The organism is Variovorax saccharolyticus (genome assembly GCF_030316765.1).
GTDB lineage: Bacteria > Pseudomonadota > Gammaproteobacteria > Burkholderiales > Burkholderiaceae_C > Variovorax > Variovorax saccharolyticus.
This window is the reverse complement of sequence record NZ_JASZYT010000002.1, coordinates 773,793-798,784: the sequence shown is the minus strand read 5'-3', so window position 1 is coordinate 798,784 and position 24,992 is coordinate 773,793. Positions and strand designations below refer to the sequence as shown.

The 24,992-nt window shown below is 67.0% G+C and carries 22 protein-coding genes; 7 read left to right on the top strand and 15 right to left on the bottom strand.

Annotated elements, in window-relative coordinates:
• The first annotated feature begins 74 nt into the window (after positions 1-74).
• The 3 genes from groES (at position 75) to msrA (ending at position 2,942) form a co-directional block, all read left to right on the top strand.
• A complete protein-coding gene (gene groES, locus QTI45_RS09885; RefSeq protein ID WP_068675691.1) occupies positions 75-365 on the top strand; it encodes a co-chaperone GroES in 291 nt (96 codons plus the stop codon).
• Between the two features lie 45 nt (positions 366-410).
• Positions 411-2,063, top strand: a complete 1,653-nt coding sequence (gene groL / locus QTI45_RS09880; RefSeq protein ID WP_286369040.1) for a chaperonin GroEL — start codon at positions 411-413, stop codon at positions 2,061-2,063.
• 147 nt (positions 2,064-2,210) lie between these two features.
• Positions 2,211-2,942, top strand: a complete 732-nt coding sequence (gene msrA, locus QTI45_RS09875) for a peptide-methionine (S)-S-oxide reductase MsrA (RefSeq protein ID WP_286654212.1) — start codon at positions 2,211-2,213, stop codon at positions 2,940-2,942.
• Between the two features lie 6 nt (positions 2,943-2,948).
• Here the strand turns inward: msrA and QTI45_RS09870 are convergent, their stop codons facing one another.
• The 3 genes from QTI45_RS09870 to tal form a co-directional block, all read right to left on the bottom strand.
• Positions 2,949-3,299, bottom strand: coding sequence for a DUF805 domain-containing protein (locus QTI45_RS09870; RefSeq protein WP_286654211.1), 351 nt, complete (start codon positions 3,297-3,299; stop codon positions 2,949-2,951).
• 76 nt (positions 3,300-3,375) lie between these two features.
• Positions 3,376-4,932, bottom strand: a complete 1,557-nt coding sequence (pgi, locus tag QTI45_RS09865; protein ID WP_286654210.1) for a glucose-6-phosphate isomerase — start codon at positions 4,930-4,932, stop codon at positions 3,376-3,378.
• A complete protein-coding gene (tal, locus tag QTI45_RS09860) occupies positions 4,932-5,879 on the bottom strand; it encodes a transaldolase (RefSeq protein WP_286654209.1) in 948 nt (315 codons plus the stop codon). The genes pgi and tal overlap by 1 nt, the downstream gene beginning before the upstream one ends.
• 112 nt (positions 5,880-5,991) lie before the next feature.
• On the opposite strand from tal, the gene QTI45_RS09855 reads away from it, so the two are divergent.
• The gene (locus QTI45_RS09855; protein ID WP_286369035.1) at positions 5,992-6,660 is read left to right on the top strand and encodes a lipocalin family protein; all 669 of its coding nucleotides are present in this window, start codon (positions 5,992-5,994) and stop codon (positions 6,658-6,660) included.
• On the opposite strand, the gene QTI45_RS09850 is transcribed toward QTI45_RS09855, so the two are convergent.
• Genes QTI45_RS09850 through QTI45_RS09835 form a run of 4 tightly spaced genes read right to left on the bottom strand, consistent with a single transcriptional unit; the run spans position 6,606 to position 11,572 of the window.
• Positions 6,606-7,268 (bottom strand): HAD-IA family hydrolase, encoded by a 663-nt coding sequence (locus QTI45_RS09850; RefSeq protein WP_286654208.1) that lies wholly within the window; start codon positions 7,266-7,268, stop codon positions 6,606-6,608. The two genes, QTI45_RS09855 and QTI45_RS09850, sit on opposite strands and share 55 nt — an antisense overlap.
• Positions 7,265-8,311, bottom strand: coding sequence for an ABC transporter ATP-binding protein (locus tag QTI45_RS09845; protein WP_286369033.1), 1,047 nt, complete (start codon positions 8,309-8,311; stop codon positions 7,265-7,267). The genes QTI45_RS09850 and QTI45_RS09845 overlap by 4 nt, the downstream gene beginning before the upstream one ends.
• Before the next feature lie 19 nt (positions 8,312-8,330).
• A complete protein-coding gene (locus tag QTI45_RS09840) occupies positions 8,331-10,538 on the bottom strand; it encodes an ABC transporter permease (protein ID WP_286654207.1) in 2,208 nt (735 codons plus the stop codon).
• Between the two features lie 14 nt (positions 10,539-10,552).
• Positions 10,553-11,572, bottom strand: a complete 1,020-nt coding sequence (locus QTI45_RS09835; RefSeq protein ID WP_286654206.1) for an ABC transporter substrate-binding protein — start codon at positions 11,570-11,572, stop codon at positions 10,553-10,555.
• Positions 11,573-11,710: 138 nt separating this feature from the next.
• Between QTI45_RS09835 and zwf the strand changes: the two genes are divergently transcribed.
• Positions 11,711-13,180, top strand: coding sequence for a glucose-6-phosphate dehydrogenase (gene zwf / locus QTI45_RS09830; protein WP_286654205.1), 1,470 nt, complete (start codon positions 11,711-11,713; stop codon positions 13,178-13,180).
• A gap of 123 nt (positions 13,181-13,303) precedes the next feature.
• Here zwf and QTI45_RS09825 read toward each other — a convergent pair whose 3' ends face one another.
• From QTI45_RS09825 to QTI45_RS09795, 7 genes are all read right to left on the bottom strand, one after another.
• Positions 13,304-14,296 carry an ABC transporter ATP-binding protein gene (locus tag QTI45_RS09825; RefSeq protein ID WP_286369029.1) on the bottom strand — a complete coding sequence of 331 codons (993 nt, stop codon included), beginning with the start codon at positions 14,294-14,296 and terminating at the stop codon, positions 13,304-13,306.
• Positions 14,293-15,285 (bottom strand): ABC transporter ATP-binding protein, encoded by a 993-nt coding sequence (locus QTI45_RS09820; RefSeq protein WP_286369028.1) that lies wholly within the window; start codon positions 15,283-15,285, stop codon positions 14,293-14,295. Before QTI45_RS09820 ends, QTI45_RS09825 begins: the two co-directional genes overlap by 4 nt.
• Positions 15,286-15,301: 16 nt before the next feature.
• Positions 15,302-16,213 (bottom strand): ABC transporter permease, encoded by a 912-nt coding sequence (locus tag QTI45_RS09815; RefSeq protein ID WP_286369027.1) that lies wholly within the window; start codon positions 16,211-16,213, stop codon positions 15,302-15,304.
• Between the two features lie 58 nt (positions 16,214-16,271).
• Positions 16,272-17,855 (bottom strand): ABC transporter substrate-binding protein, encoded by a 1,584-nt coding sequence (locus QTI45_RS09810; protein ID WP_286654204.1) that lies wholly within the window; start codon positions 17,853-17,855, stop codon positions 16,272-16,274.
• A 27-nt stretch (positions 17,856-17,882) separates the two neighbouring features.
• A complete protein-coding gene (locus tag QTI45_RS09805; protein WP_286654203.1) occupies positions 17,883-19,139 on the bottom strand; it encodes a M20 aminoacylase family protein in 1,257 nt (418 codons plus the stop codon).
• Positions 19,140-20,120: an ABC transporter permease gene (locus QTI45_RS09800; protein ID WP_286369024.1), complete on the bottom strand. Its 981-nt coding sequence runs from the start codon at positions 20,118-20,120 to the stop codon at positions 19,140-19,142.
• Between the two features lie 160 nt (positions 20,121-20,280).
• Entirely contained in the window at positions 20,281-21,555 is a 1,275-nt protein-coding gene (locus QTI45_RS09795; protein WP_286654202.1) for a porin, read from the bottom strand.
• 283 nt (positions 21,556-21,838) lie between these two features.
• Here QTI45_RS09795 and coq7 point away from each other — a divergent pair, with 283 nt between their 5' ends.
• Entirely contained in the window at positions 21,839-22,468 is a 630-nt protein-coding gene (gene coq7 / locus QTI45_RS09790; RefSeq protein ID WP_286654201.1) for a 2-polyprenyl-3-methyl-6-methoxy-1,4-benzoquinone monooxygenase, read from the top strand.
• 269 nt (positions 22,469-22,737) lie between these two features.
• On the opposite strand, the gene QTI45_RS09785 is transcribed toward coq7, so the two are convergent.
• The gene (locus QTI45_RS09785; RefSeq protein WP_286369021.1) at positions 22,738-23,181 is read right to left on the bottom strand and encodes an OsmC family protein; all 444 of its coding nucleotides are present in this window, start codon (positions 23,179-23,181) and stop codon (positions 22,738-22,740) included.
• A 250-nt stretch (positions 23,182-23,431) separates the two neighbouring features.
• On the opposite strand from QTI45_RS09785, the gene ilvA reads away from it, so the two are divergent.
• Complete coding sequence (gene ilvA, locus QTI45_RS09780) at positions 23,432-24,985, top strand: threonine ammonia-lyase, biosynthetic (protein WP_286654200.1); 1,554 nt, start codon at positions 23,432-23,434, stop codon at positions 24,983-24,985.
• Positions 24,986-24,992: the final 7 nt, after the last annotated feature.

Genomic DNA, 24,992 nt, shown 5'->3' with positions numbered 1-24,992 from the left:
CCCTCACAACGAATGTGGCTTCGGAACAACACCGGGGCCCCACCAAACCTCGTTCCCCTCAGGAGATGCAAGCAATGAAACTTCGTCCTTTGCACGATCGCGTGATCGTCAAGCGCATTGAAAGCGAAACCAAGACCGCCTCGGGCATCGTGATCCCCGACAACGCCGCCGAAAAGCCCGATCAGGGCGAAGTCCTGGCCGTCGGTCCTGGCAAGAAGAACGACAAGGGCGACCTGATCGCACTGAACATCAAGGTCGGCGACCGCGTCCTGTTCGGCAAGTACAGCGGCCAGACCGTCAAGGTCGATGGCGACGAACTGCTGGTCATGAAGGAAGACGACCTGTTCGCGGTCGTCGAGAAGTAAGCACTTGTCTCTTCAACCCAATCAACTGAATCTCGGAGAAATCTCATGGCAGCAAAAGACGTAGTCTTCGGCGGCGAAGCCCGCGCGCGCATGGTCGAGGGTGTCAACATCCTCGCCAATGCAGTCAAGGTCACCCTGGGCCCCAAGGGCCGCAACGTGGTGCTCGAGCGCTCCTTCGGCGCCCCCACCGTGACCAAGGACGGCGTGTCGGTCGCCAAGGAAATCGAACTCAAGGACAAGCTCCAGAACATGGGCGCCCAGCTCGTGAAGGAAGTGGCCTCCAAGACTTCGGACAACGCCGGTGACGGCACCACCACCGCGACCGTGCTGGCACAAGCCATCGTTCGCGAAGGCTTCAAGCTGGTCGCCGCCGGCATGAACCCGATGGACCTGAAGCGCGGCATCGACAAGGCGGTCACCGCCCTGGTCGCCGAGCTGAAGAAGGCTTCGAAGGCCACCACCACCTCGAAGGAAATCGCGCAAGTCGGCTCGATCTCGGCCAACAGCGACGAAACCATCGGCAAGCTCATCGCTGACGCGATGGACAAGGTCGGCAAGGAAGGCGTGATCACCGTCGAAGACGGCAAGTCGCTGGACAGCGAACTCGACGTCGTCGAAGGCATGCAGTTCGACCGCGGCTACCTGTCGCCCTACTTCATCAACAACCCCGAAAAGCAATCCGCGATTCTGGACAACCCCTTCGTGCTGCTGTTCGACAAGAAGATCAGCAACATCCGCGACCTGCTCCCGACGCTGGAACAAGTCGCCAAGGCCGGCCGTCCGCTGCTGATCATTGCCGAAGAAGTCGAAGGCGAAGCCCTGGCAACGCTGGTCGTGAACACGATCCGCGGCATCCTGAAGGTCGTGGCCGTCAAGGCACCTGGCTTCGGCGACCGCCGCAAGGCCATGCTGGAAGACATCGCCATCCTGACGGGCGGCAAGGTCATCGCTGAAGAAGTGGGCCTGACCCTCGAGAAGGTGACCCTGGCCGACCTCGGCCAGGCCAAGCGCATCGAAGTGGGCAAGGAAAACACCATCATCATCGACGGCTCCGGCGCTGCTGGCGACATCGAAGCCCGCGTCAAGCAAGTGCGCGTGCAGATCGAAGAAGCGACCAGCGACTACGACCGCGAAAAGCTGCAAGAGCGCGTGGCCAAGCTGGCCGGCGGTGTTGCCGTGATCAAGGTCGGCGCTGCCACCGAAGTCGAAATGAAGGAAAAGAAGGCACGCGTCGAAGACGCCCTGCACGCCACCCGCGCTGCAGTGGAAGAAGGCGTGGTTGCCGGTGGTGGCGTGGCCCTGCTGCGCGCCAAGCAAGCCGTGGGCGACAAGCTCAAGGGCGACAACGCTGACCAGGACGCCGGTATCAAGCTGGTGCTCAAGGCCATCGAAGCCCCCCTGCGCGAAATCGTGAACAACGCCGGTGGCGAAGCCTCGGTGGTGGTGAACGCGGTGCTGGCCGGCAAGGGCAACTACGGCTTCAATGCCGCCAACGACACCTACGGCGACATGCTCGAACTGGGCATCCTGGACCCGACCAAGGTGACCCGCACCGCACTGCAGAACGCCGCTTCGGTGTCCTCGCTGCTGCTGACGACCGAAGCCATGGTCGCTGACGCACCGAAGGAAGAAGCCGGCGCTGGCGGCGGCATGCCCGACATGGGCGGCATGGGTGGCATGGGCGGCATGGGGATGTAATTCCCCCCGGCCCGGCTGCCACAGCCAAGCCAAAAAGCCCCGCGGTGCGAGCCGCGGGGCTTTTTTTCGTCCCGCTGGAGCCCGCAGGCGGATTGGCGTACAAGCGGGGACATCGTCCAGGGCCTGGACCCGAAGGAGCTCACCGGCATGAACACCGAGACATTCGAACGCCCCGGCGGGCTGCCGCGCCGCGCCCTGCTTTGCGCACTCGCGCTCGGCGCCGGGCTTGCGCTGGGCCGCGCCGCGCCGGCCCGAGCCGGCGAGCGCGCCACCGTGATCCCGCCCGCGGCGGACGATCCTCCGGCCGGCCAGGCCGGTACCGAGACGGCGGCGTTCGCCGGCGGCTGCTTCTGGGGCGTGCAGGGGGTCTTCCAGCATGTCAAGGGCGTGACCAGCGCGGTCTCGGGCTACGCGGGCGGCGACGCCGCCACCGCCAACTACGAGGCGACCAGCCTGGGCAACACCGGCCATGCGGAGTCGGTGCGCATCAGCTACGACCCGAAGCAGATCAGCTTCGCGCGGCTGCTGCAGATCCATTTCTCGGTCGCGCACGATCCGACCCAGCGCGATCGCCAGGGACCGGACGTCGGCACCCAGTACCGGTCGACCATCTTCGCCACCAACCCCGAGCAGGCGCGCATCGCGAAGAACTACATCGCGCAACTCGACCGCGCCCGCGTCTTCGGCAAGCCGATCGCCACCACGATCGAGCCGCTCAAGGCCTTCTACCCGGCCGAGGCGTATCACCAGGATTTCATGACCCGCAACCCCGACCACCCCTACATCGCGATCAACGACCTGCCGAAGGTCGACAACCTGAAGAAGGTGTTTCCGGCCAGCTACCGGGCGAAGCCGGTGCTGGTGGGCGCAAGGGCCTGAGGCGTATCAGGCGACTACCGGCACCGGCGCGGGCGGCGGCCCGTATTCGTTGGACTCCGGCTGGCTCGGCTGCACCATGAAATAGAGCAGCACCAGCGTGCCGATCACCGGGATCAGCCCGAGCAGCAGGAACCAGGCGCTGCGGCCGACGTCATGCAGGCGGCGTGCCCCGGCCGCGAGCAGGGGCAGCAGGAAGGCCAGCACCACCAGGTAGTAGACGAACTCGTGGATGAACCCCCCCACGAAGGCCGCCACGAAGTAGGCCAGGATGAACCACCAGTACTCGGGCCGGCTCGCACGGCCGGAAAACTCGACGTACTTGCGAAAGCAGGTCTGGACGGCCTGTTGAAAGTTCATGAGCAACTCCTCTTGTGATTCCCACGGGACAACCCCGTGGTCATCATATCGAGCGGGCTCGCGCCTTTGATGAAAGCTAGGCCAGCGGCCTCAGGCGCTGCAGCAGGCCCGCCGTCGAGGCGTCGAGCCCCGCCACGTCGCCGGAGGCCAGCCGTGGCTCGATGTCCCGGGCCAGCACCTTGCCGAGCTCCACGCCCCACTGGTCGAAGCTGTTGATGCCCCACAGCGCGCCGCTGGTGAAGACGCGGTGCTCGTACAGCGCCAGGAAGGCACCCAGCGATTCCGGCGTCAGCTGATCGAGGACGAAGAAGGTGCTCGGCCGGTTGCCCGGGAAGTTTTTGTGCCCGCCCGCGTCCTGCTGGCCGACCATGAGCGCCTGCGCCTGCGCCAGTGCATTGGCCAGCAGCTTGGGGTGGTGGCCGGCGAGGTCGTGCGCCGCGTCGCGCACCGCGATGAACTCCAGCGGCGTCACGTCGGTGCCCTGGTGCAGCATCTGGAAATAGGCGTGCTGCCCGTTGGTGCCGGGCTCGCCCCACAGCACGGGCGAAGTGCCGAAGGTGAGCAGCTGCCCGGCCATGTCGACCTGCTTGCCGTTGCTTTCCATCTCGAGCTGCTGCAGGTAGGCCGGCAGCCGCTTCAGCGCGCTGTGATAGGGCGCGATGCTCCGGGTCGTGAAGCGGTGGAAGTTCCGGTACCAGACGTCGAGCAGCCCGAGCCGCACCGGCAGGTTCTGTTCGAGCGGCGCGCTGCGGAAGTGCTCGTCCATCGCGTGCGCGCCGGCCAGCAGGCCACGGAATCCGTCGGCGCCGATGGCCAGCGCGATCGGCAGGCCGATTGCCGACCACATCGAATAGCGCCCGCCGACCCAGTCCCAGAAGCCGAAGGTGGTATCGATGCCGAAGGCCTTGGCGGCCGCCACGTTGGTGGTCAGCGCGGCGAAGTGGCGCGCGATGTCGACGCCGCCCGACTGCTCGAACCAGCGCTTGGCCGACTGCGCGTTGGCCATGGTCTCGGCGGTCGTGAAGGTCTTCGAGGCGATCAGGAACAGCGTGTGCTCGGGCGCCAGGCCGCGCAGGATGCCGGCCAGCTCGTGGCCGTCGACGTTGGACACGAAGTGAAAGCGCTTGCCCGGCGCGGCGAACTGGTCGAGCGCCAGCACCGCCATCTGCGGACCGAGGTCGGAGCCGCCGATGCCGATGTTGACCACGTCGGTGATGGTCGAATCCGATCGCACCTTCTCGGCGTAGGCCAGCATGGCGTCGAGCGTCCGGTGCACATCGCCGAAGGCGCCCGCCAGGTCGCCGGAGGGCGCTGCCGAAGCCGGCCGCCGCAGCAGCGTGTGCAGCACCGCGCGATCCTCGGTGGCATTGATGTGCCGACCCGCGAACATGGCGTCGCGATGCGCCTCCAGCCCGGCTTCGCGCGCCACCGCCAGCAGCAGCTGCTCGGTGCGCTGGTCGAGGAGGTTCTTCGACAGGTCGGCGAAGACATGGGGCGCCGACTGGCTCAAGGCCGCGAAGCGTCCGGTGTCGCTCGCGAAGGCCCGGCGCATGTCGAAGCCCAGTCCGTCGGTGTCGTAGTGGGCCTGGAGCACACCCCAGGCGGCCGTGCGATCGCAACGGGTGTTCATCATCAGGTCTCCATGAGTTTCTCGAGCTTCACCGCATCGGCCGCGAAGGCGCGGATGCCTTCGGCCAGCTTCTCGGTGGCCATCGCGTCCTCGTTCAGCGCGAAACGGAAAGCCGCCTCGTCGAGCGAGACCTTGGGGATCGCGAGGCGCTGCGCCGCCTCGGCGTCCAGCGCATGCGCGATCGGCGCGTCGCTGGCGGCCAACTCGGCCAGCAGCTCGGGGCTGATGGTCAGCAGGTCGCAGCCGGCCAGCGCGGCGATCTGGCCGACGTTGCGGAAGCTGGCGCCCATCACCTCGGTCGCGATGCCGTTCTTCTTGTAGTAGTCGTAGATCTGGCGCACCGACTTCACGCCGGGGTCGTTCGCGCCCGCATTGGCGGCCTCGTCCCATTGCGTACCTTGCGACTTCTTGTGCCAGTCGTAGATGCGGCCGACGAAGGGCGAGATCAGCTGCACCTTGGCGGCGCCGCAGGCCACCGCCTGGGCAAAGGAGAACAGCAGCGTCAGGTTGCAATGGATGCCCTTCAGCTCGAGCTGGCGGGCGGCCTCGATCCCTTCCCAGGTCGAGGCGATCTTGATCAGCAGGCGCTTGTGCACATCGATGCCCTGCTCCCGATAGAGCGCCACGATGCGCTCGGCGCGCGCGATGGTGGCCTGGGTGTCGAAGCTCAGCCGGGCGTCGACCTCGGTCGACACCCGGCCCGGGATGATCGACAGGATCTCGGTGCCGAAGCGCACCAGCAGGCGGTCGATGACCTCGTCGATGGGCGCACCCTTGTGCTTTTGCACCACCTCGTCCAGCAGCGGCCGGTAGTCGGCCTTCTGGACCGCCTTGAGGATCAGCGACGGGTTGGTGGTCGCATCCTGCGGCTTGAACTGGGCGAGCTGGCGGAAATCACCGGTGTCGGCGACCACGGTGGTCCATTGGCGGAGGGCATCGAGTTGGTTCATCCGTCCATTATCCCGCCGCTGCACTACATGGCGTGTGGTCCGTGGCTGACGCCGCTCGAGGGCCGGCCCTTCTAATCTGTCGGCTCGATTGACCGTCTTCCGGAGGAATCCCATGTCTTTTCGCAGCCACCGTGCACCCCCGCCGGCCGCTTTCGACGACCGCGCCCACAGCGCCTCGATCGGAACCCTGGCGGCGGCCTTCTGCGTCGGCGGCGCCCTGACCCTGCTGGCCCTTTCGAGCGCCCGCACGGCACGCGCCGCGACCGTTGCCGGACCGGCCGATGGCGCGCCGCTGATGCGCGCTGCGCTGCAGGTGGTGGCGCCGGTCGATCTCAAGCGCTATGCCGGGCTGTGGCACGAGCAGGCGAGGCTTCCCAACCGCTTCCAGAAGCAATGCGCGGGACCGGTGACCGCCGACTACACGCTGCTGGACGACGGCACCGTGGAGGTGCGCAACCGCTGCATCCTGGCCAACGGCGGCTTCGATGAATCCGTCGGCTCGGCCCGTGTCGTGCCGGTGGCGGGCCAGCCCGGCGCCGGCCGGCTCGAAGTGCGCTTCGCGCCCGAATGGCTGGGCTGGCTGCCGCTGGTGTGGGGCGACTACTGGATCCTCAAGCTCGACCGCGATTACCAGGTGGCGCTGGTCGGCACGCCGAACCGCCAGTACCTGTGGGTGCTCTCGCGCGCGCCGCGGCTCGACGACGACCTGCTCCAGGCCGAACTGGACTACGCCCGCACGCTGGGCTTCGATGTCGACAAGGTCGAGCTGACCGGCAGGTAGGTGGCCAGTTGCGCCGGCAGCGCGCTGGGCCGCTCGCAATGGATCGCCTGCCAGCCGATCTCGCGCGCCGCGAGCACGTTGGCGAGCGAATCGTCGATGAAGACCGTCTCGGCCGCCGCGAGGCGGTAGCGCGCCGCGAGCAGGTCATAGATCTCGCGCTGCGGCTTGATGATCTGGACGTCGCCCGAGAAGATGCCGCCGTCGAACCACTGGAAGAACGCATGCCGGTACTCGAGCACGCGCGCATAGGGAGACGGCATGTTCGACAGGTAGTAGAGCCGCAGGTCTTCCCCCGCCTCCCGGCGCGCCCGCAGGCCGGCCAGCAGTTCCACGGTGACCGCGATCGGCTCCAGCCGCTCGCCCATCGGCGCCAGCACCTCGCTGAGCCGGTCGGCAGGAAGCGCCAGGCGCAGCGCCATGCGGCCGATCGCGTCGTCCAGGCTGTGCGTGCCGCGGTCGAAGCCGAGCCAGTCCTCGTGATGGAACATCTGGCGCGCCAGCGCATGCGCGGCCTCGGCGGTGGGGGCATGGGGCGACAGTTGGGCTTGAACCAGGGCGACGGGCTCCCAGCTCAGGAGCACGGCTCCAAGATCGAAAACGACATTCATGCGGCAACGGGTACGACGGAAACGCCATGGCTGGCGAGGGACAGCGTGGTCTGGGCACCGGCGGCCAGCGGTCGTGCGAGGTCGCTCGACACCACGAACACCGGACCCAGCGCGGTGTCGAAAGCATATTCGTAAAAGCTGCCCAGGTAAGCCGCCTTGCGCAGCGTCGCGGGCAGGCCGATGGCGGCACCGATCAGCCAGGCCTCGGGCCGCACCGCCACCTTGACGAAGCCCGGCGCCACGTCGTAGCGCGGCGCCAAGGTCAACGGGCCCAGTTCGACTCGCCCCTCGGGCGTCGCGAGGGCCGGGAACACCATCGCCTCGCCCATGAAGCCGGCGACGAATTCGCTGCGCGGATGGCCGTAGAGGTCCTCGGGCGTGCCCTGCTGGGCGATCACGCCGTGGTCCATGACGATGATCTGGTCGCTGACCGCGAGCGCCTCACTCTGATCGTGCGTGACATAGGCGACCGTGAGCTGCAGCCGCTGCTGCAGGCCGCGGATCTCCTCGCGCATCTCGCGCCGCAGCCGGGCGTCGAGGTTCGACAACGGCTCGTCGAACAGCAGCACGGCCGGCTCGAGCACCAGCGCGCGGGCCAGCGCGACGCGCTGCTGCTGGCCGCCCGACAGCTCGCTCGGCAGCCGGTCGTCGAAGTCGACCAGCCCGACGCCCCGCAGCGCCTCGCGGGCGCGCGCCGCGGCCTCGGGCTTGCGCACGCCGCTCATGCGCAGGCCGTAGCCCACGTTCTCGATCACGCTCATGTGCGGGAACAGCGCGTAGCTCTGGAACATCATGCTGACGTTGCGCTCGGCCGGCCCGAGCGTGGTGACATCGCGCCCGCCCATCAGGATCGCGCCCGAACTCGGGGATTCGAGCCCGGCGATCATCCGCAGCGTGGTCGTCTTGCCGCAGCCCGAAGGCCCGAGGATGGTGGTCAGCGTGCCGACCGGCACCTCGAAGCTGATGCCCTTGACCGCCAGCGGCGCACGCGCGTCGCTGCCGTAGCGCTTGGTGACATTGCGCAGTTCGATGCCCTGGCTCATGCGTGCTCCCGTGTTCTCGTCAATGTGCCGCGACCGCGATGCTGGGCACGCCCTGCTTGCGGCGCCCGAGCTTGCGCTCGCCGACCAGCAGCTGCACCGCGGCGATCGCGACCGACATCAGGATCATCAGCACCGTGCAGTAGGCCAGCGCGATGCCGTAGTCGCCGTTGCCGACCCGGCCAATGATGTAGGTGGTGGCCAGTTCGTTCTCGGCCGTGACCAGGAAGATCACCGCGCTCACCGTGGTCATCGCGCGCACGAAACTGTAGACCAGTGCTGCCACCAGCGCCGGCTTCAGCAAGGGCAGGACCACCTTGAACAGCGTCTGCGAGGTCGAGGCGCGCAGCATCAGCGAGGCCTCGTCGAGCGAGCGGTCGAGCTGCTTGAAGGCCGCCGTGCCGGCCCGCACGCCGACCGGCAGGTTCCGGAACATGAAGCACAGCACGATGATGAGGCCGGTGCCCGTGAGCTCCAGCGGCGGCACGTTGAAGGCCAGGATGTAGCTCACGCCCAGCACCGTGCCCGGGATCGCGAAGGCCAGCAGCGCGGCGAACTCGAAGGCCCCCTGACCCTTGAATTCGTTGCGTGCCAGCAGCCAGGCGATCAGCAGGCCGAGGGCCGCGGTCAGCGGCGCCGAGATGCCCGCCAGCTTGACCGTGGTGATGAGCGAGTTCCACGCCGTGCCGGCCCAGACGATGCCGAACTGCCCCCATTCGAGCGCGAATGCATTCTTGAAATGGTTGAGCGTGAAGGTGTAGTCGCGACCCCAGGTCTGGACGAAGCCGCCCGCGAAGGCGAACAGGTAGACCACCACGGTGAAGGCGATCCACGGCAGCGCGATGCCGTAGATGGTGCGGCGCACGCCGTCGGGAAGCGCCATCGCGATGCCGGCGTCGCCCTTGCCGCTGACCGTCGTGTAGTTCTGTTTGCCGAGCACCGCGCGCTGGAGCGCGAACACGGCGAGCGCGAAGAGCGTGAGCACCCAGGCCAGCGAGGCCGCGCGGCCCTGGTCGTACTGGGCGCCGACGATGGCGAAGAAGATGTCGGTCGACAACACCGAGAACTGGCCGCCCACCACGATCGGGTTGCCGAAGTCGGCAATGCTCTCGATGAAGCCGACCAGGAAGGCATTCGCGAGCCCGGGCTTGATGAGCGGCAGCGTGACCGTGAAGAAGGTGCGGCGGCGGTCGGCGCGCAGCATCTGCGCGGCTTCCTCCAGACTCGGAGAGACGCCCTGCACCACGCCGCGCATGATCATGAAGGCGATCGGCGTGAAGGCGAAGAGCTGCGCCACCAGCACGCCTGGCATGCCGTAGAACCAGCGCGTCGGCTCGATGCCGAAGGCGAATTCGAGCCATTGGTTGACCACGCCCGCGCGGCCGAACAGCAGGATCAGCCCGAGCCCGACCACGAAGGGCGGCGTGATGATCGGCAGCAGCGCGAGGATGCGCAGCGGCCCCTGCCAGCGCCGGCTGCCACGCTCGGCCATCAATGCCATCAGCGTGCCCAGGAAGGTGGTGCCGGCGGCCGTCAGCAGGGCCAGCACCAGCGTGTTCCAGGCCACGCCGCAGCGCACGCCGCCGGCCAGGCAGCCCAGGCCCCAGACCCGCTCGGTGCCGATGCGCGCCACGAAGGCGGCGAAGGACGCCCGGCCGTTCTCGTCGAGGAAGGCACCGGCCAGCGCCTTGCTGACCGGGTAGGCGATGAACAGCGCCAGCAGCACGCCGCAGCCGATCACCGCGCCGGACACGAACAGGTCGCCCTTGAAGAAGCCGAGCCGGGCCAGCCCGAAGGCGGCGAGCAGGATCAGCGCCGTGAGCGCGATGAAGCCGCCGGCACCGATGCCGAACTGGTTGACCGGCAACTCGCCAAGCTGCGCATTCAGGATCGGAAGGGTCCAGCCCCGGGCGCCGATCAGGAAGCCGCCGAGGGCCAGGCCGATGGCGCCGACCGCGCCGCCCACCAGCAGCAGCCGGCCCTGGGCGCGGCCCGCCGGCAGCAGGCCGCCGACGGCGCAGATCGCCAGGCCGACGACGCCGATCCAGAGCCAGTCGCGGCCTTGCAGCAGCGCCTGCATGACGCCGTTGGCGCCCTCGCCCGAACCGAAGACCTGCGGGATCGCCTCCCACCAGCCGGTGTCCTGGATCGCATACCAGGGGAGCGCGAGATAGGCCAGCAGCCCCGCCGCGACGCAGGTCCAGACCGGGGCATTGGGGCGCCGTGACAACGTGCAGGCCCGGTTCAGCGCGGCAGCGAGTTGACGTCTTTCTCCCAGCGCGCGATCAGGCGCTTGCGCTCGGCGCTGGCGCCGTACTTGGCGTAGTCGTAGTCGATCATCTTGATCTTCTTGAAGTCCGGCACGTTGGCGTCGACCGGCGTCGCCTTGTTCGACGGCAGCTGGAACTGCTTGGCCGCGGCGCCGAAGGTCTGGGCCTGCGGCGTCAGCGCCCATTCATAGAACTTCTTGGCCTCGGCCAGGTTGCGCGCGCCCTTGATGATGCTCATCGAGCCGATCTCGGCGCCGGTGCCCTCGGACGGCGTCACGGTCTCGACCGGAAAGCCCTGCATCCGCTCCTGCGGCGCATCGTGGACGAAACTGATCGACACCGCGGTCTCGCCGCGCGCCACCGCCTTGATCGGCCCGGTGCCCGAGCGCGTGTACTGGCCCACGTTCTTGTGCAGGCCCTTGAGGTACTCGTAGGCCTTGTCCTCGCCCATCAGTTGCACCAGCGTCGCGATCATCGTGTACGCGGTGCCGCTCGAGGCCGGGTTCGCCACCTGGATGTCGCCCTTGTACTCGGGCTTGAGCAGGTCGGCCCAGCTGCGCGGCACGGCCAGCTTCTTCTTCGCGAGCAGCTCGGTGTTGTAGCCGAAGCCCAGCGGGCCCGAATAGATGCCGACCGTCTTCCAGCCCGACTGCTGGGCCTGCTGCTGCGCCCACGGATAGAGCTGCGGCAGGCTCGGCGACTTGTACTCGAGCGTCAGGCCCGACTCGGCCGCCTGCAGGTGCGGGTCGCCGGTGCCGCCGAACCAGACATCGGTCTTGGGGTTGTCGCGCTCGGCGATCAGTTGCGCCAGCGCTTCGCCCGAGCCCTTCAACGACATGTTGAGCTTGACGCCCGTGGTCCGGGCATACACCGTGGCGATCATGTTGCACCATTCGGCCTGGACCGAACAGATGACGTTGACGGTCTGGGCCGAGGCGGCGCCCGAGGCGCCCAGCAGCGCTGCCAGCGCCGACATCGCGAAAATCTTCTTCATCAGGACCCTGCTCCGGAGTAATAAGGCCATCCCTGTTTCAATTTCAGCTTAGCGTGTAGTCATCACCGCAACGATCGGTACAAGTACCATTCGCTGGCAAGCTTCATGCTCCACTTTGAAAACAACACGGATGTATCCATGAGTTTCGACCTTGTCCTCTTTGGCGGCACCGGCGACCTCGCGTGGCGCAAGCTGATGCCGGCCTTGTTCCAGGCCTTCCGCCACGGCAGTCTGCCCGAGGGCGGGCGGATCATCGGCGTCGCCCGCGACGACCTGAGCGACGACAGCTACCGCGAGCTGATCCAGTCGCGCTTCGCGGCGGTCGAGGGCGCCAAGCGGCCGACGCCCGAGGAGTTCAAACAGTTCGCCTCGATGCTGTACTTCCTGCGCATGGACCTCTCCAAGCCTGACGACTACGCCCGGCTCGCCGAGCTGCTGAAGGCACGCAACGTGGACAACGTGGTGATGTACCTGGCCACCGCGCCCGGACTCTTCACCCAGGTGGTCGAGCAGATCGCGGCCGCCGGCCTCAACGGCCCGCAGACCCGGCTGGTGCTCGAGAAGCCGCTGGGCCACGACCTGGCCTCGAACCGGGCGATCAACCACGCGGTGCGCGACGTGCTGTCGGAGCAGCAGATCTTCCGCATCGACCACTACCTGGGCAAGCCCTCGGTGCAGAACCTGTTCGCGATGCGCTTCGGCAACGCGCTGTTCGAGCCGATCTGGCGCCGCGAGTACATCGCCAACATCCAGATCACGATCGCCGAAGACCTCGGCGTCGAGAAGCGCGGCGCCTTCTACGACCAGACCGGCGCCCTGCGCGACATGGTGCAGAACCACGCGCTGCAACTGGTCTGCGCGCTCGGCATGGAGCCGCCGATCAATGCCCATGCCGATGCCATCCGCGACGAGAAGCTCAAGGTGCTGCGGGCACTGAAGCCCTGGACCACCGAGTCGATCGGCATGCATGCGATCCGTGGCCAGTACACGGCCGGCACCGCCTACGGCGAGCGCGTGCAGGGCTACCGCGACGAGCCCGGCGTCGACCCCGACAGCCGCACCGAGACCTTCGTCGCGCTGCGCACCGAGATCGCCAACTGGCGCTGGGCCGGCGTGCCGCTGTACATCCGCACCGGCAAGCGGCTGGCCTCGCGCGATGCGCGCATCGAGGTCAACTTCAGGCAGACGCCGCACGCGATCTTCCGCGCGCCGACCAATGCGTTCAACAAGCTGGTGATCAACCTGCAGCCCAAGGACGGGCTCGAGCTGCACCTGCTGGCCCAGGCGCAGGACAAGCGCCAGCGCAACGGCAGCCGGCATGCCGGCCCGCAGCTGGCGCCGGTGCAGCTCGACCTCGACTTCGACAAGCGCTTCGGCAGCGAACGCGTGGGCGCCTACGAGCGGCTGCTGCTCGACGTCATCGACGGCCGCTTGAACCTGTTCGTGCGCAGCGACGAGCAGGAAGAAGCGTGGCGCTGGGTCGAGCCGCTGATCGACAGCTGGTCATCGGACGGCGCGCCGCGGCCCTATGCGGCCGGCACCTGGGGGCCGAGCGCGTCGAGCGCGATGATTGCCCGCGACGGCTACTCGTGGGGCGAGGAACAGTAGCTGTGGCCGGCGCAGCCAGGCCCGTTGGTGAAACACCGCGGAACCGGCTTTGCCGGGCCGCTGGTGTTGCCCCCGGTAGGGGGTGGGCGGGCTACACGCAGTGAGCCCAACCTGGGGGCGAGCCTAGTCTCTGTTTTCTTCCACCGCGTGGCAGGCTACCTGTACGCCGCGCAGCATCTGCAGCGGCGGCCGCTCGGTTTTGCAGCGCTCGTTGGCCAGGGGGCAGCGCGGATGGAAGGTGCAGCCGCTCGGCGGATTCAGCGGATTCGGCACCTCGCCCTGCACCGGCGTGCGGCGCCGGCCGGTGTGCTTCATCTGCGGGATCGCATCGAGCAGCATGCGGGTGTAGGGATGCTGCGGGCTCGCGAAGAGCTGCTGCTTGTCCGCCACCTCGACCAGCCGCCCCAGGTACATCACGCCGACCTGATCGGCCACGTGCCGCACCACCGCGAGGTTGTGCGAGATGAAGAGATAGGTCAGGCCCTGCTCGCGCTGCAGGTCCTTCATGATGTTCAGCACCTGCGCCTGCACGCTGACGTCGAGCGCCGAGGTCGGCTCGTCGCAGACCAGGAACTCGGGCTGGGTCGCCAGCGCCCGCGCGATCGAGATCCGCTGCCGCTGGCCGCCGGAGAACTGGTGCGGGTACTTCACCATGTCGAGCGGGCTCAGGCCGACCGATTTCAGCAGCTCGCCGACCCGTGCCTTGAGCGCCGGCCCGGCCTTCAGGATGCCGTGCTCGCGCAGCGGCTCGCCGACGATGTCCTCGACGATCCAGCGCGGGTTGAGGCTCGCGTAGGGGTCCTGGAAGATCATCTGCACGCGCCGGCGCAGGACGCGCCCCTCGGCAGTCTTGAAGGCCGCGTGGGCGTCCAGGCCGTCGAACTGCATGCCGCCGCGGGTCGGCTCGTAAAGCCCGACCAGCAGCCGCGCCACCGTGCTCTTGCCGCAGCCGGACTCGCCGACCAGCGCCAGCGTCTTGCCGCGCTCGATCGAGAAGCTCACGCCATCGACCGCCTTCAACTGCACCCGCGGCTTGCGCTCGAGCACCCGGTTGAGCCAGGGCGGCGAGACATCGAAGCTCTTTGCCAGGTCGTGCGCCTGGACCAATGCCGTCATGGGGCACCTCCGTAGGCCGGCGACGCGGTGTGCGTCTCCTGGAGCCAGCAGGCCGCGCGGGTGGCGCCGGCATTGAACAGGTCCGGCCGTTCGACCAGGCAATGGTCGAACACGCGCGGACAGCGCGGGTTGTAGGCGCAGCCGCGCGGAATCGCATTGAGCCGCGGCATCGCGCCGTCGATCTGGTTCAGGCGTTCGCGCTCCATCGTCATGTCGGGAATGGCGGCCATCAGGCCGGCGGTGTAGGGATGCGCCGGCTGGTGGATCACCTCGTGCACCGGGCCGATCTCGGCCACCCGGCCCGCGTACATCACGGCCACGCGGTCGCAGGTCTCGGCGATCACGCCCATGTCGTGCGTGATCAGCATCACGGCGGCGCCGCGCTCCTTGCAGATGCCTTTCAGCAGCTGGATGATCTGGGCCTGGATCGAGACGTCGAGCGCGGTGGTCGGCTCGTCGGCAACGATCAGCTTGGGTTCGGCCGCGAGGGCCAGCGCAATCACCACGCGCTGCCGCATGCCGCCCGAGAACTGGTGCGGGAAGTGGTCGATGCGCTGGGCCGCCGCCGGGATGCCGGTGTCCTGCAGCAGAGCGATGGCGCGCCGTCGGGCCTCGTCCTCGCTCACCGGCAGATGGGTGCGGATGGTCTCGGTCAGCTGCCGGCCGATGGTGTACAGCGGATTCAGCGAGGTCAGCGGGTCCTGGAAGATGGCGCCGATCTTGCGCCCGCGGATGTGGCGCATCGCCTCGTGGCCGAGGTTGTCGATGCGCTGGCCTTCGAGCAGGATCTGGCCCGAAGCCACGCGGCCGGGCGGCTCCAGCAGACCGATGATCGCCGCGCCGGTGAGCGACTTGCCGGCACCGGATTCACCCACCACGCCGAGGATCTCCCCCGGCGCGATCTCGAAGGAAATGTCGTCCAGCGCACGCAGCGTGCCGCGCCGGTGCGGGAACTCGACGACCAGATTCCGAACTTGCAGAAGACTCATGTGCGGGGCTCCAGCTTCAGCGCAAGCGCGGGTTCAAGGCATCGCGCAGCCAGTCGCCCAGCAGGTTCACGCTGAGCGCGATCAGCACCAGCATCGCTCCCGGGAACACCGTGATCCACCATTCGCCCGAGAACAGGTAGTCGTTGCCGACGCGGATCAGGGTGCCCAGAGACGGAGAGGTCGGCGGTACGCCGACGCCCAGGAACGACAGCGTGGCCTCGGTGATGATCGCGGTCGCGACCTGGATCGTCGCCAGCACCATGACCGGGCCCATCACGTTGGGCAGCACATGGCGCACCATGATGCGCCAGGGCGAGACGCCGGTCACGCGCGCCGCCTGCACGTATTCCTTGCTGCGCTCGACCAGCGTCGAGCCGCGCACGGTGCGTGCGTACTGCACCCAGCCGGTCAGCGAGATGGCGACGATCAGCACGCCGAAGGCGACCGAGGTCGGCGCATCGGGAAACAGCGCCCGCCCGACCCCGGCCATCAGCAGCGCGATCAGGATCGGCGGGAACGAGAGCATGACGTCGCAGACGCGCATCAGGAAGGCGTCGAGCCAGCCGCCCCAGAAGCCGGCGAGCAGGCCGAGCATCACGCCGACCAGGACCGACAGCAGCACCGACACGAGGCCGACGACGAGCGAGATGCGCGCGCCATAGATCACGGCCGAGAGAATGTCGCGGCCCTGGTCGTCGGTGCCCAGCAGGTACTTGGTCGAACCCTCGGGGCTCCAGGCCGGCGGCAGGCGGGCATCGCCGAGCTCGAGCGCGGCGAGGTCGAAGGGATTGTGCGGCGTCACCCAGCCGGCGAACACCGCGCAGAAGAGGCACAGGAACGCGATCACGGCGGCCATCATCGCGACCGGCGAACTGCGGAAGCTGTGTCCGACATCGCTGTCGAGCCAGCGCGCTAGGGTTTTTTTCATCGAGAGGCGAAAGAAGGGACCCGCTGACGCGGGCCCCTGGGTCAGGCAGACAACGGGATCAGGGCTTGATGCTCATCCACTTGAAGAACATGAAGTTGTCGGCGAGCTGGGTCAGCTCGACCTTCTTGCTCACGCCCCAGGCCAGCGATTGCTGGTGCAGCGGCAGGTGGGCGACGTCGTCCGCATGGATCGTGAAGGCCTCCTTGATCAGCTCGTTGCGCTTGCCCTTGTCGGTCTCGGACTGGATCTTCTTGGTCAGATCGTCGAGCTTCGGATTGCAGTAGGCGCCCAGGTTGAACTGGCCCGTGCCCTTGTCGTCCGGGCAGGCGGTCAGCGACGACAGCGCGTTGTGCGAGTCGTAGGTGGTCGGCGTCCAGCCCAGCAGGTAGAAGCTGGTGTCGCGGCGCAGGATCTTCGGGAAATAAGTGCCCTTGGTCTCGGTCGCGAGATTGATCTTGACGCCGATCTTCGCCAGGTTGGAGGCCACGCTCTGGCAGATCTGGCCGTCGTTCACGTAGCGGTCGTTCGGGCAGTTCATCGTGACCTCGAAGCCGTTCGGGTAGCCTGCGTCGGTCAGGAGCTTCTTGGCGGCATCGACATCGAAGGGCAGGCGCTTGTCCTGCTGCTCGGTCCAGCCATTGATGCCGGGGCCGACCAGCAGCGCCGTCGGACGCGAGGCGCCACGCATCACGGTCTTCTGGATGCCGACGATGTCGATGGCCTGGTAGAAGGCCTGGCGCACGCGCTTGTCCTTGAACGGGTTCTTGCCCTTCACGCTCGAATACAGCAACTCGTCGCGCTTCTGGTCCATGCCCAGGAAGATGGTGCGCAGTTCGGGGCCGGTGATCACGCGGGCGTTGGGGCTGGCCGTGATGCGCGCGATGTCCTGTACCGGCACCGGCTCCATGACGTCGACCTGGCCCGACACCAGCGCGGCGACGCGGGTCGAGGGGTTGGCGATCGGCGTGAAGATGATCTCTTGCGCGTTGCCTTCGATCTTGCCCCAGTAGGTCGGGTTGCGCGTGAACACGGTGCGCACGTCGGGCTGGCGCTCGCGCACGCGGAAGGGACCGGTGCCGTTGGCCTTGAACGAGGCCGTGTTCTCGACGCCCTTGCGCTTGTCGACCGGCTTGGCGGCGCCGTTCTCCTCGCACCACTTCTTGCTCATCATCATGGTGAGCGAGATCACGTCCGGCAGGATCGGGAAGGCACCGTTGGTCTCGATCTCGACCGCCAGGTCGCCGACCTTGCGCACTTCCTTGATGTCGCTCAGCGTGGCCTTCAGGTCGGAGCCGTCGCCCTTGGCGCGGGCAAAGCTGAAGACCACGTCGTCGGCCGTGAACGGCGTGCCGTCGTGGAACTGCACGCCCTTGCGCAGCTCGAAGCGCCAGACGGTGGGCGAGGTCTGCTTCCAGCTGGTCGCCAGCAGCGGCGCCAGGCTCAGGTCCTTGTTGCGGCCGACCAGGGTCTCGTAGGCGTTGGAAGTGACGCTGAGCTGAAGTGATTCATTGAGCGAATGCGGGTCGAGCGACAGGGCATCGCCCTGGTTGGCGATGCGGATCGTTTGGGCACCGGCCATCAGGCTTGCGGTTGCCAGCACGGACAGGATCGCGGCCGCGACCACATTTTTCTTCAGACTCATGAGAAGCACTCCTCGGGTTGGAAAGACTCAGGACGCCGTCGAAACGACGGCCCTGGTTTCTGGTTTGCCGGCCTGGACGGCCGGCGGCATGCCCTGCTCGACCAGGCCCGCGTGCAAGGCGGCGCCCAATGGCAGGATCTCGTCGTTGAAATCGTATTTGCTGTTGTGCAGGAAAGCGCCGCCACGGGCGTCCTGCCCGATGCGCAGGTAGGCGCCGGCCTTCTTCTGCAGCATGAAGGAGAAGTCCTCGGCGCCCATGCTGGGCTCCATGTTGCGCTCGACGTTGTGCGCGCCGACCAGAGACTGCGCGACGTCGCCGGCGAACTGGGCCTCGGGCGCGGTGTTGATGGTGGCCGGATAGATGCGTTCGAACTTGACCTGGGCCGTGGCACCGAAGCCCGCCGCCACCGCGGCGCAGAGCTCCGCGAGCCGCTGCTCGACCTGCTCCTGCACGCGCGAACTGAAGGTGCGCACGGTGCCGACCAGCGTCGCCTTGCCGGGCACCACGCTCATCGCGCCGAGGTCGCCGGCCTGCACGGCGCAGATGCTGACCACTGCCGCGTCGATCGGGCGCACGTTGCGCGACACGATGCTCTGCACCGCGGTGATGATGTGGGCCGAGACGACCACCGGATCGACCGTCAGGTAGGCGTGGGCTCCATGGCCGCCCTTGCCCGTGACCTCGATCGTGATGCGGTCCGCCGCCGCCATCATCGCGCCGCGGTTGATGCCGACCGTGCCGGCCGGCATGCCGGGCCAGTTGTGCATGGCATACACCGAGTCGACCGGGAAGCGGTCAAACAGGCCGTCCTCGATCATCACGCGGGCGCCTGCGAAACCTTCCTCGCCGGGCTGGAAGATCAGCACGGCAGTGCCGTCGAAATTGCGCGTCTCCGCCAGGTAGCGCGCCGCGCCGACCAGCATCGCGGTGTGGCCGTCGTGGCCGCAGCCGTGCATCAGGCCGTGCTTGGCCGAGCGCCATTCGAAGTCGTTGTCCTCGCACATCGGCAGGGCATCCATGTCGGCCCGCAGGCCGATCATGCGGCCGCTGTCCGTGGAGCGGCCATGGATCACGCCGACCACGCCGGTCTTGCCGATGCCGGCGTGGATCTCGTCCACGCCGCAGGCCTTCAGCGCCTCCTTGACGCGACCGGAGGTATAGACCTCCTCGAAGCCCAGTTCGGGATGCGCATGCAGATCGCGGCGGAACGCGGTCAGCTCCGGATAGAAGCGCGCGATGTGCGCGAAAGGTCTGCCGGCCGCCTGCAGTCGGGATTCGCTCATTCAGTGGCCTCCGGCGTTGCCGATGCGCAGCCTGGGATCGACCACGAAATAGAGCAGGTCGACCACGAGATTGATGACGACGAAGATCAGGGCGATCAGGCACAGGTAGGCGGCCATCACCGGGATGTCGGCGAAGGTCACGGCCTGGATGAACAGCAGCCCCATGCCGGGCCACTGAAACACGGACTCGGTGATGATCGAGAACGCGATCAGGCCGCCCAGCTGCAGCCCGGTGATGGTCATCACCGGCACCAGCGTGTTCTTGAGCGCATGGCCGAAATGGATCGCGCGATCGGAGAGTCCACGTGCGCGCGCGAACTTGATGTAGTCGGTGCGCAGCACCTCGAGCATCTCGGCACGCACCAGACGCATGATCAAGGTCAGCTGGAAGATCGCCAGCGTGACCGCCGGCAGCACGATGTGCATCCAGCCGTCCGACTTCAGCAGGCCGGTGCTCCACCAGCCCAGCTGCACGGTCTCGCCGCGCCCGAAGCTCGGGAACCAGCCCAGGTGCACCGCGAACACCAGGATCAGCAGGATGCCGATCAGGAAGGTCGGCAGCGAGACGCCGAGCAGCGACAGCGTCATGAAGACCTGGCTAGAGAAGGTGCCGCGCTTGAGTGCGGTGTAGACGCCCATCGGGATGCCGACGACGAGGGCCAGCACGGCGGCGACCAGCGCCAGTTCGAGCGTGGCCGGGAAGCGTTCGCCGATCAGGCGCGAGACCTTCGCGCCCTGCCGCAGGCTGAGGCCGAACTCGCCTTGAGCGGCATTGACCAGGAAGTGCCAGAACTGCACGAAGAAGGGCTTGTCGAGCCCCAAGGCGGAGCGCAGCTCGCGGATCTGTTCGGGCTTGGCGTCCTGCCCGAGCAGGAAGACGACCGGATCGCCCACGTACTGGAAGAGGAGAAAGGCGAAGAAGGCGACCGCGACCATGACGATCACGGCCTGGATCAGGCGGCGCAGTACGAAAGCGATCATTCAGCAGACAGAGTGTTCAACGATGCTAGCAGAGCAATCTGCGTGCCCATGCGGGAGTTCCCCGGGGGTGCAGCGCGCTTTCAGCAAAGAAAAAAGCCACTCGACTTTCGTCGAGTGGCCTTCAAAACTTCCCTTGATGCTGGCTTACGCCAGCGTCAGATCAGAAAGCGTGACGGATACCGAAGTCGTAGCCGGTCGAGTTCTTCGGGGTCAGCACGCCGGTAGCAGCGTTGCCGGAGAAGAATGCCGGGCCGCCGACGGTCAGGTCAGCACCGTTCTTGTTGCTCACGCGAGCCACCGTTGCGTACAGGGCCGTACGCTTCGACAGGTTGTGGACATAGCCCAGGGCGAACTTGTCAGCCTTCGGATCGGGTTGGAAGCCGAACAGTTGGTTGATGAAAGCGCCGGTGTTCTTGTAGTCCACTGCCGAGTACGAAACACGGATCAGGCCAGGACCGACGGGAACGGTTGCACCGATCAGCCAGCCGTCAGCGCCGGGTTCACGGAAGCCGAACGGGTTGGTCGCGCCGGCAACGAAGTTCGACGAGGTGTCTTGCTTCAGGTCAGCCTTCGAGTACTCACCAAACAGCTTGACCACGCCGAAGTCATACGAAGCGCCCAGGTTGAGCGTGTCGAGGTTGTTCGTGGTGCCTGCGAAGTAGTTCGAAGCGATGGTGGCTTCGCTGTAAGCGAGAGCGACATCCAGAGGACCGTTGGCGTAGCCCACGCGACCACCGATGTAGCGGCCGGCACGTTCGTTGCGGCCAGCTTGCGTCGGATCCGCGATGAAGGCCGAAGCGCCAGGAGGCGTCAGCGAACCCGGGTCGTAGCTGGTCTTCTCGTTGAACGAGTACATGAACTGACCGTAGAAGCCACCCAGGTTCGGCGGCAGGAAGTAGCCGATCGAGTTGCTGGCGCGCACGTAGGTCGTGTTGGCGGTGAAACCACCTTGCGAGATGATCGAGCCCGGGTTGTTGTAACCGTTGGCGGTCGAGATCAGGTTGGTACCAACGCCGTTGGTGCCGAACGGATCGAACACGGTGTCGTTCCAGAACGTCGGGGTGTAGTCACGACCGAGGCGCAGTTCACCGAAGCCACCAGACAGGCTCACGGTCGAACGACGCTGCCAGTTTTGGCCGCCGCCGGTAGCTGCACCGGTGCCGTCGTCGTTGTTCAGAGCACCTTCGAGCCAGAAGCTGGCTGCCAGGCCACCACCGAGGTCTTCCGTACCACGGAAGCCCAGACGGCTGGAGTTGTAGCCCGAGTTGCGCAGAACCGTTTGGCTGGTCGTGACGCTTTGGCCCAGAACGCCTTCGGTCTTGTTCGAAAAGCCGCTGATCGTGGCGTCAACCACACCGAACAGGGTGACCGACGACTGAGCCGAGGCAATACCGGCAACAGCCAGAGCAGCCAGGGCAACTAGAGATTTTTTCATTGCAAGTTTCTCCAAGGTTAAACATAGGGCTCCGGTGCGAAGGGCTCACCGTGACTGGCACTTAGTGCTCCCACCGGACCCCGGGCCAACCTCCTTTTGGGAAGTTGTCGCTATTGCACCAGAGCCGCTTCGGGAGGGCAAAGCAAATCGCCCGAAAACGCGGCCGGGCGAGGCGTTTCGTTGCAGCAGTGCAACAAAGCTTTGGTGCTCTTCTTCACTCCATCATGTGAAACATTCGGGCCGCCAATGTTGTGACATTTTGTACATCGGTTCCAATCGCCAGATGACCCGATCGCTCGACTCCGTCCTGGCAGTGGCAGACGCGGCACTGCGCACCCTGTTCGCCAAACCGCATTCGACTCGGACGCCCCCGACGCCCGAGACCCCGCCAGGCCCGCTGAGCGAGACCGAGCGGCGCGAGGCCGGCGCGCTGATGCGGGTCAATCATGTGGGGGAGATCTGCGCCCAGGCCCTCTACACCGCGCAGGCCGCCGTCACGCGCGACCCCGTCCTGCGGCGCCACTTCGACGAGGCCGCACGCGAGGAAACAGATCACCTGGCCTGGACCCAGCAGCGGCTCGACGACCTGGGCAGCCACGCATCGGTGCTGAATCCGCTCTGGTATCTGGGGGCTTTCGGGCTTGGACTGGTCGCCGGCCGGTTCGGGGACGCGACCAGCCTCGGCTTCGTCGCCGAAACCGAGCGCCAGGTCGAGGCCCACCTGGACGGCCATCTGGACCGGCTGCCGGCGGGCGACAGCGCCTCGCGGGCCGTGATCCAGCAGATGAAGCTGGACGAGGCCCGTCACGCCGCCCAGGCCTGGCAAGCCGGCGCCAAGGAACTGCCTGCACCCGCCAAGGCGGCGATGCGGATGGCCTCGCGCGTCATGACGACCATCGCGCACCGGGTTTAGCTCGCCCCCAGGTTGCCCGGCACTTCGTGTCCGGGCGCCCACCCCCTGCCGGGGGCGCAGTCAGCGGCCCGGCGAAGCCGGTTCCGCGACTGCCCACCAACGGGCGGGCGCTGCGCGCCGCCGGAGAACAACACGGCGCCGGATTGTTGTTGGCCGGCGCAGCCAGGCCCGTTGGTGAAACACCGCGGAACTGGCTTTGCCAGGCCGCTGGTGTTGCCCCCGGCAGGGGGTGGGCGGGCTACACGAAGTGAGCCCAACCTGGGGGCGAGTCAAACCAGTTCGAAGCTGGTCGTGATCTCGGCCGTCTTGCCGAGCATGATGGTCGCCGAGCAATAGGTCTCATGGCTCAGGGCGATGGCCCGCTCCACCGCGGCGGGGGGAATGTCCTTGCCGGCCACCGTGAAGTGCATGTGGATCTTGGTGAATACCTTGGGATCTTTTTCCGCCCGTTCGCTGGTCAGCTTGACGCTGCAGCGCTCGACCTGGTGCCGCCCGCGCTTCAGGATGAGCACCACGTCGTAGGCGGTGCAGCCGCCGGCACCGGCCAGCACCGTCTCCATCGGCCGGGCCGCCAGGTTCTGGCCACCGTTCTCCGGCTTGGCGGCATCCGGCGCGCCATCCATCATCAGGACATGTCCGCTACCGGTCTCGGCAACGAAGCCCATCGCCGACCGCGCGCCGGCGTTGCCGGTCCAACTCACTGTGCATTCCATTTCAGACTCCGAAAAGTCGCAGACCAAGGTGAGGAAACCTCGCTCCGCGTGATTTATTGTTCAAAAAAAGCAACGGGCGTGTTGCATTGCAGCAATCAACCGATATACTTTATTTCATCGCACATCGACATATGTGCACCGGTTGTCTCCTCCACCCTCCCAATTGGTGGATTTAGCCCCGAGCCGCAAGGCCCGGGGCTTTTTTCTTGGGGCCGGCCCGCGCATCGGCAAAGCCTATGATCGCGGCCCTATGTCCTCTGCGCCCCAGCCCCTCACTCCCGCCGACTACCTCAAGAAGATCCTGACCGCGCGCGTCTACGACGTGGCGGTCGAATCGGCCCTCGAACCCGCGCGCGCCCTGAGCGCCAGGATCGGCAACACGGTGCTGCTCAAGCGCGAGGACCAGCAGCCGGTCTTCAGCTTCAAGCTGCGCGGCGCCTACAACAAGATGGCGAAGCTGAGCCCCGAGCAACTGGCCAGCGGCGTGATCTGCGCCTCGGCGGGCAACCATGCGCAGGGCGTCGCCCTGGGCGCCCACAAGCTCGGCGCGCGGGCCGTGGTGGTGATGCCCGTGACCACACCGCAACTGAAGGTCGACGCCGTGCGCGCGCTCGGCGGCGAGGTGCACCTGCACGGCGACAGCTATTCGGACGCGTACGGCTACGCGCTCGAGCAGCAGAAGCTGCACGGCCTGACCTTCGTGCATCCCTTCGACGACCCGGACGTGATCGCCGGCCAGGGCACGATCGCCATGGAGATCCTGCGCCAGCACCAGGGACCCCTGCACGCCGTCTTCGTCGCCATCGGCGGCGGCGGCCTGATCTCCGGCGTGGCCAACTACATCAAGGCGGTGCGGCCCGAGATCCGGGTGATCGGCGTGCAGATGAACGACTCCGACGCGATGATGCAATCGGTGGCCGCCCGCCAGCGCGTGACGCTGCCCGACGTCGGCCTGTTCTCCGACGGCACCGCGGTCAAGCTGGTCGGCGAGGAGACCTTCCGCATCGCCAGCGACCTGGTGGACGAGTTCATCACGGTCGACACCGACGCGGTCTGCGCCGGCATCAAGGACGTCTTCATCGACACCCGCAGCATCGTCGAGCCGGCCGGGGCGCTCGCCGTGGCGGCGATCAAGCAGTATGTCGAGGCCCGCGGCACCCGCGGCGAGACCTATGCCGCGATCCTGTGCGGCGCGAACATGAACTTCGATCGGCTGCGCTTCGTGGCGGAGCGGGCCGAGGTCGGCGAGGAGCGCGAGGCGCTGTTCGCGGTGACCATCCCCGAGGAGCGCGGCAGCTTCCGCCGCTTCTGCGAGCTGGTCGGGCAGTTGCCGGGCGCTTCGCGCAACGTGACCGAGTTCAACTACCGCATCAGCGATTCGACCGAAGCCCACGTGTTCGTCGGCCTGACGACCACCACGCGCGGCGAATCGACCACCATCGCCGACACCTTCGTGGCGCACGGCTTCGGCGCCATCGACCTCACGCACGACGAACTCGCCAAGGAGCACATCCGCCACATGGTGGGCGGGCGCAGCACGCTCGCCCACGAGGAGCGGCTGCTGCGTTTCGTGTTCCCGGAGCGGCCTGGCGCACTGCTGAAGTTCCTGAGCCTGTTGCGGCCGAACTGGAACATCAGCCTGTTCCACTACCGAAACCAGGGCGCCGACTACGGACGCATCCTGGTCGGGCTGCAGGTGCCGCCGGCCGACAACGCGGCCTTCGACGAGTTCCTGCAGACGCTGGGCTATCCGTTCGTGGAAGAAACCGCCAACCCGGTCTACCGGCTGTTCCTGAAGGTGTAACCGTCAG

What these genes read in the sequence shown, in the direction of transcription:
- QTI45_RS09795 (WP_286654202.1), bottom strand. Translation starts at nt 21,555, where the DNA reads ATGAAAAAATCTCTAGTTGCCCTGGCTGCTCTGGCTGTTGCCGGTATT.
- ilvA (WP_286654200.1), top strand. Translation starts at nt 23,432, where the DNA reads ATGTCCTCTGCGCCCCAGCCCCTCACTCCCGCCGACTACCTCAAGAAG.
- QTI45_RS09835 (WP_286654206.1), bottom strand. Translation starts at nt 11,572, where the DNA reads ATGAAGAAGATTTTCGCGATGTCGGCGCTGGCAGCGCTGCTGGGCGCC.
- QTI45_RS09815 (WP_286369027.1), bottom strand. Translation starts at nt 16,213, where the DNA reads ATGAAAAAAACCCTAGCGCGCTGGCTCGACAGCGATGTCGGACACAGC.
- coq7 (WP_286654201.1), top strand. Translation starts at nt 21,839, where the DNA reads ATGACCCGATCGCTCGACTCCGTCCTGGCAGTGGCAGACGCGGCACTG.
- QTI45_RS09825 (WP_286369029.1), bottom strand. Translation starts at nt 14,296, where the DNA reads ATGACGGCATTGGTCCAGGCGCACGACCTGGCAAAGAGCTTCGATGTC.
- groL (WP_286369040.1), top strand. Translation starts at nt 411, where the DNA reads ATGGCAGCAAAAGACGTAGTCTTCGGCGGCGAAGCCCGCGCGCGCATG.
- QTI45_RS09785 (WP_286369021.1), bottom strand. Translation starts at nt 23,181, where the DNA reads ATGGAATGCACAGTGAGTTGGACCGGCAACGCCGGCGCGCGGTCGGCG.
- QTI45_RS09850 (WP_286654208.1), bottom strand. Translation starts at nt 7,268, where the DNA reads ATGAATGTCGTTTTCGATCTTGGAGCCGTGCTCCTGAGCTGGGAGCCC.
- pgi (WP_286654210.1), bottom strand. Translation starts at nt 4,932, where the DNA reads ATGATGAACACCCGTTGCGATCGCACGGCCGCCTGGGGTGTGCTCCAG.
- QTI45_RS09870 (WP_286654211.1), bottom strand. Translation starts at nt 3,299, where the DNA reads ATGAACTTTCAACAGGCCGTCCAGACCTGCTTTCGCAAGTACGTCGAG.
- QTI45_RS09805 (WP_286654203.1), bottom strand. Translation starts at nt 19,139, where the DNA reads ATGAGCGAATCCCGACTGCAGGCGGCCGGCAGACCTTTCGCGCACATC.
- QTI45_RS09810 (WP_286654204.1), bottom strand. Translation starts at nt 17,855, where the DNA reads ATGAGTCTGAAGAAAAATGTGGTCGCGGCCGCGATCCTGTCCGTGCTG.
- tal (WP_286654209.1), bottom strand. Translation starts at nt 5,879, where the DNA reads ATGAACCAACTCGATGCCCTCCGCCAATGGACCACCGTGGTCGCCGAC.
- QTI45_RS09845 (WP_286369033.1), bottom strand. Translation starts at nt 8,311, where the DNA reads ATGAGCCAGGGCATCGAACTGCGCAATGTCACCAAGCGCTACGGCAGC.
- groES (WP_068675691.1), top strand. Translation starts at nt 75, where the DNA reads ATGAAACTTCGTCCTTTGCACGATCGCGTGATCGTCAAGCGCATTGAA.
- zwf (WP_286654205.1), top strand. Translation starts at nt 11,711, where the DNA reads ATGAGTTTCGACCTTGTCCTCTTTGGCGGCACCGGCGACCTCGCGTGG.
- QTI45_RS09855 (WP_286369035.1), top strand. Translation starts at nt 5,992, where the DNA reads ATGTCTTTTCGCAGCCACCGTGCACCCCCGCCGGCCGCTTTCGACGAC.
- QTI45_RS09820 (WP_286369028.1), bottom strand. Translation starts at nt 15,285, where the DNA reads ATGAGTCTTCTGCAAGTTCGGAATCTGGTCGTCGAGTTCCCGCACCGG.
- msrA (WP_286654212.1), top strand. Translation starts at nt 2,211, where the DNA reads ATGAACACCGAGACATTCGAACGCCCCGGCGGGCTGCCGCGCCGCGCC.
- QTI45_RS09800 (WP_286369024.1), bottom strand. Translation starts at nt 20,120, where the DNA reads ATGATCGCTTTCGTACTGCGCCGCCTGATCCAGGCCGTGATCGTCATG.